At 71.2% G+C, this 5,343-nt stretch carries 4 protein-coding genes and 1 pseudogene; 4 read left to right on the top strand and 1 reads right to left on the bottom strand.

The features are described from left to right. A partial coding sequence (locus tag GJ633_RS13510) for a rhomboid family intramembrane serine protease (protein WP_156589235.1) occupies window positions 1-271 on the bottom strand: 271 nt, incomplete at its 3' end. A 249-nt stretch (window positions 272-520) separates the two neighbouring features. Between GJ633_RS13510 and GJ633_RS13505 the strand changes: the two are divergent. From GJ633_RS13505 to GJ633_RS13490, 4 genes and pseudogenes are all read left to right on the top strand, one after another. Then, window positions 521-1,689 (top strand): annotated as a pseudogene (locus GJ633_RS13505) (lysylphosphatidylglycerol synthase transmembrane domain-containing protein). Between the two features lie 22 nt (window positions 1,690-1,711). Then, entirely contained in the window at window positions 1,712-2,890 is a 1,179-nt protein-coding gene (locus GJ633_RS13500) for an alpha-1 4-glucan-protein synthase (protein ID WP_156589234.1), read from the top strand. Window positions 2,891-2,929: 39 nt separating this feature from the next. After that, window positions 2,930-4,129, top strand: coding sequence for an iron ABC transporter substrate-binding protein (locus tag GJ633_RS13495; protein WP_156589233.1), 1,200 nt, complete (start codon window positions 2,930-2,932; stop codon window positions 4,127-4,129). 111 nt (window positions 4,130-4,240) lie between these two features. Further along, window positions 4,241-5,343: glycosyltransferase family 39 protein (locus GJ633_RS13490; protein ID WP_321169088.1), on the top strand; the 1,103-nt coding region annotated here is incomplete at its 3' end.

Below are 5,343 nucleotides of genomic sequence, written 5' to 3'. Positions count from 1 at the left end.
CGGCGAGCGCGCCGGTCCCGACCACGAACGCGTGAAAGCGGGGGCGCGTCGTCCGGCGCTCGACCAGCGGGCCGACGAGCAAAAGCGAGAGCGCGTTCGCGAACAGGTGGCCGATCGAGCCGTGCGCGTACACGCTGGTGACGAGCGCCCACGGCGCGACCGCCAGCGGAGCCGACAGCGCGAACACGCCGGCGAGGCCGACGACCCCGAGCACGGCTTGGAGGAGGCCGACGAGGAGGGCGACCGCGAGCGTTTCGAGCGTGGCGCGCATCACCGGTCGTTGCTCGCGGAGCGGCTTAATTGGTGGACTCGCCGGACGAACCGTCCGCTCGTCGCTCAGATCACGCCGTCGGCGTACGTCCGCTCGACGAGCCACATCCGGGCTGGGTCGGCGTCGGCATCGGCCACGGACGGTCGTCCGATATCCACACGCAAACGGGTTGTGGGTGATCTCCGAACCGGCCTTCGGGAGCCCCCGAACCGCCAGCGTTATATGTTTTAGGCCAACCTAAACAGTCATATGACGGACCGCTCGCACGCCGTTCGGCTCCGCGACCGCCTCTCCCGCGGTCACTTCACCCTCGTCGGGACGGTCGTCGTCCTCGTTGCCGGCGCGCTGGTCGCCGCGCGGTACGTCGACGTGGGGGAGATCGCCGCCGCGGTCGCCGACGCGGACCCGACGCTCCTGGGGGCCGCGGTCGCGGTGTACGCGCTCTCCTGGCCGCTCCGAGGGCGGCGGTACGGGGACGTCCTCGCGGTGATGGGCCCACGCCTCCGGACGGGCTTTCTCACCGCCGCCGTGTTCGCGAGCCAGACCGCGAACCTGATCGTTCCGGCGCGGGCCGGCGACGGCGTCCGCGCGTACCTCCTCAAGCGCCGCCGCGACGTCTCGTATCCCACTGGGATCGCCTCGCTGGCGGTCGAGCGCGCGTTCGACCTGGTGGCGATCGCCGCGCTCGGCGGTCTCGGGCTGGCGGCGCTCGCCGCCGGCGAGCGCTCGGTCGGCACCGGGGGGGCACAGACGCCGCTTTACGCCGCGGCCGGACTGGCCGCGGTGGCGGTGCGCTTGCCGCGGCGACGGTCCTCTTCGCCCGGAGCGACCGCCAGATCGGGCCGACGCTCCGCGACCGAGCTCGCGACTCCCGGTTCTCGCGGCTCGCCGGCGCGACCGACGCCGCGGTCAGGTTCGGGACGGCAGTCCGCGTCGTCGCCGCCCGGCCGCGCCGGCTCGCGGCAGTGTTCGGCTGGAGCCTCGCCGTCTGGGCCGCCGACGTGGCGACCGCGGTGTTCGTGCTCGCCGCGATCGTGGGGTTCGACGGCGGGGTCGTCTCCGCGTCGGTCCTCGTCGCCGTCGGGACGCTCGCGGTCAGCGCGGGGAACCTCGCGAAGGTGCTGCCGCTCTCGCAGGGCGGCGTCGGCCTGTACGAGGCGGCGTTCACCGGACTGGTCGTCGGCACCACCGGCATCCCGGCCGAGGCGGCGCTCGCGGCGGCCGTCCTCGACCACGCGCTGAAGAACGCGGTCACGCTCGCGGGCGGCGGCGCGGCCGCGCTCGCGCTCAACGTCTCCCCGACCGCCGCGGCCGACGAGGTGGAGCGGTCGAGGGGCGGACCAGGGATGTCGAGCGCCGGAACGCCGGTGTCGGACGGAGGTACGGCCGACGAGACGACCGAATCAGCAGATTTTTAGGCTAGCCTAAAAACTTGGGAACATGGCCGAACGCCGCTCACGAGGAACCGACGCAGACATCTGTGTCATCGTCCCGACGATCCGCGAGTACGAGTGCGTCCGCGCGTACGTCGAGAACGCTCGCCGCCACGGCTTCGACATCTCGCGGCTCCACTTCGTGCTCGTCACCGAGGACTTCTGTGACGTCGCGGCGATGCAGGCGATGCTCCGCGACCTCGGCGTCTCCGGCGAGGTCTTCGACGGGACCCGCCGCGAGGAGTGGTACGCCGACCACGACGTCGAAGAATACGGTCACGTCGTTCCGGCCGCGAGCCACGCCGAGACGAGCTTCGGGCTGCTGTACATGTGGGCCGACGAGTCGTTCGAGTACGGGATCTTCATCGACGACGACACGCTCCCCCACGACGAGGACTACTTCGGTCGCCACATGGAGAACCTCGCGTTCGGCGGGGAGATCGAGCGCGTGCGCTCCGACGAGCACTGGGTGAACGTCCTCTACCAGAACGCCGACGAGCACGGGCTCTACCCCCGCGGGTACCCCTACTCGGCGATGGGCGAGACGGTGGAGACCGACACCGTCGAGGTCGACGCCGGCGAGGTCGTCGCCTCGCAGGGACTGTGGACGAACGTCCCCGACCTCGACGCCGTCCGGATCCTGATGGACGGCGACCTGGAGGGGCAGGCGCAGACGCGGACGACCACCGACGACTTCGGCGAGGACTTCGTCGCGGCCCGCGGGAACTACCTCACCGTCTGCTCGATGAACCTCGCGTTCCGCCGCGAGGTGATCCCCGCGTTCTACCAGCTCCCGATGGACGACAACGAGTGGGACGTCGGACGGTTCGACGACATCTGGTCGGGCGTGTTCCTGAAGCGCGCCTGCGACGTGCTCGGCAAGCGGATCTACAACGGGCGGCCGCTGTGTGAGCACAACAAGGCCGCGCGGTCGACGTTCGACGACCTCCACAACGAGGTGGCCGGACTCGAACTCAACGAGCACCTCTGGGAGCTGATAGACGACGCCGGCGCCGACGCCGACGGGTACGCCGAAGTGTACGACGCGATGGCCGATCGGCTGGTCGACGGCGAGTTCGACGAGTACCGGAACGGCGCGTTCTTCGGTCACGTCGGCGAGCACATGCGCGACTGGCTCGACTGCCTCGACGCGCTCCGGCGGACGCCGGCGGTCGCGGACGACTGAACCGACACGACTAAATAAATTTAGGCTACCCTAAAACACATGACGAGACACGACCGAGACGACCGAGACGAACGGGACGGAGGCGACGTTCGACGGCGACGGTTCCTCGCGGCGGCGGGCGCGGTCGGTACCGCGGGAATCGCCGGTTGCATGGGCTTCGGAAACGACGGCGAGGACGCCGGCGACGGCGGCGACGGCGAGGACGCCGGCGACGGCGATGACGGCGCCGACGGCGGATCGGCGGTCGGTCAGATCGGCTCCGGCCGCGAGGGGCGGGGACTTCCCGGCGGGACGCCGATGGCCGAGATGCCCGCGCTGGAGGGCGAGCTCACCGTCTACTCCGGCCGCGGCGAGTTCCTCGTCGGCGAACTGGTCGGGTACATCGACGACCGCTACGACGACTTGGACCTGACCGTCCGGTACGGCGGCTCGACCGACTTGGTGAACCAGATCGCCAACGAGGGGCAGGGCTCGCCCGCCGACGTGTTCTACTCGGTCAACTCCGGCGCGCTCGGCGCGCTCGCCGACGCGGGGCGCACGCAGGCGCTCCCGTCCGACGTGACCGACAAGGTGCGTTCGGAGTTCCACACCGAGCAGTGGGTCGGCACCTCCGGGCGGGCCCGCACGGTCCCATACAACACCGACGAGTTCGCCGAGAGCGACATGCCGGACGACATCATGGTGTACCCCGAGGAGTTCTCGGGCGACCTGGGATGGGCGCCGTCGTACGGCTCCTGTCAGGCGTTCGTGACCGCGATGCGGCTGCTCGAGGGCGAGGAGCGGACCCGCGAGTGGCTCGAGACGATGGTCGAGCGCGGCGCCCGAACGTACCCGGACGAGTTCGTCACCTGTCAGGCGATCGCCGACGGCGAGATCGACGCCGGGTTCACGAACCACTACTACATCCAGCGCGTGCTCGACGGCAACCCGAACGCGCCGATCGCCACCTCGTTCACCGAGGGCGACGCGGGCGCGATGTTCAACGTCGCCGGCGCCGCCGTCGTCGACACCGCGTCCGACGCGGACCTCGCGTCGAACTTCGTCCGTCACCTGCTGTCGGCGGAGGCGCAGGACTACTTCGCGCGCTCTACCTTCGAGTACCCGCTGATCCCGGAGGTCGAGCCGATCGGCGACCTCCCGCCGATCGACGAGCTCGACGTCCCGGACATCGACCTGACGCAGCTGTCGAACCTCGAGCCGACGATCGACCTCATGCGCGAGGCCGGCGTCCAGATCTGAACATCCGTCGCTGAACACCCGCCACCGATCTTCGTGTCAGTCTTCTCATCTGTCTTCCACCCCCGCCGGCTCGCGACCCGCCTCCGCCAGCGGCTCGCCCGCGCTGACCGGGTGACGCTCGGTGCGGCTCTCGTCTCCCTCGCCGCCGGCGTCCTGACGTTCGTAGTCGCCGCGACCATCTTCTCGCACCACTCCGCCAATCACGACGAGGGCGTCTACCTCACCCAGGCCGCGCTGCTCCTGGGCGGCCAGCTGGAGTTCCACGCCGGCGCGCTCGCGGACGCGTTCCACCCGTGGTTCTTCATCGAGGACGGCGGTCGGCTCTACCCGAAGTACAACCCCGTTCCGGCGGCGACGTTCGCGGTCTCGATGGCGCTCTTCGGCGAGCCGCGCGTCACCCTCGCGGCGATCGCCGCCGGCAACGCCGCGCTCGTGTACCTGCTCGGGTCGCAGGCGTTCGGCCGCCGGGCCGGCCTCGCCGCGGCCGTCCTGTTCGCCGCGTCGCCGATGGCGATCGCGACCTCCTCGGCGTTCCTCCCGTACGCGCCCACGACGTTCTTCAACCTGATCTTCGCGGTCGCGTACCTCCGGAGCGTTCGCGACGGATCCCTGCGGGCCGCCGGGGTCGCGGGCGTCGCGATCGGGATCGCCTTCTTCGCGCGGCCGTACACCGCGGTGCTTTTCGCCACCCCGTTCATCTGCCACGCGCTGTGGCGGGTGGGGTCGGCGCTCGCGAGCGTCGGCACCGGGAGGTCCGTCTCGACGCCGCGCGCGCTCGCGGCCGGCGGGCTCCGTGGACTCCCGGGCCCCGTCCGCCGTCACGGGCTGACGGCGCTGTTCGGCACCGGCTTCGTCGGCGTCACGCTCGCGTACAACGTCCGGATGACGGGGTCGCCGCTCGTCTTCCCCTACCAGGCGTTCGCGCCGATGGACGGCCCCGGGTTCGGCGAGCGGCGGATCCTCGGCCACTCGGTCGAGTACACGCCGGAACTCGCGCTGGAAGCGAACTGGTACGCGCTCCAGGAGATCGCGACGCTGTGGCTCGCCGGCGGGCCGCTCGGCACCGTTCTGGCGCTCGGCGGCGTCGTCGCCGCGGTCTGGGGGTGGCGCGCTCGGGGAGACGTGGGCCGCCTCGCTCGCGGTCACGCCGTCGGATCCGCGACGGTCGCCGACGGCGGCGACGAGGCCGCCGATTCGTCCGGTGCCCCCGGTTC

The organism is Halorubrum sp. CBA1125, assembly GCF_009742825.1.
Classification (GTDB): Archaea; Halobacteriota; Halobacteria; order Halobacteriales; family Haloferacaceae; genus Halorubrum.
Note: the sequence above shows the minus strand (reverse complement) of the source record. Positions and strands in the feature narration are given on the sequence as shown.

Bases quoted from the DNA above. Each gene is read 5' to 3' on its own strand.
- GJ633_RS13500 (WP_156589234.1), top strand. From the start codon at position 1,712: ATGGCCGAACGCCGCTCACGAGGAACCGACGCAGACATCTGTGTCATC.
- GJ633_RS13495 (WP_156589233.1), top strand. From the start codon at position 2,930: ATGACGAGACACGACCGAGACGACCGAGACGAACGGGACGGAGGCGAC.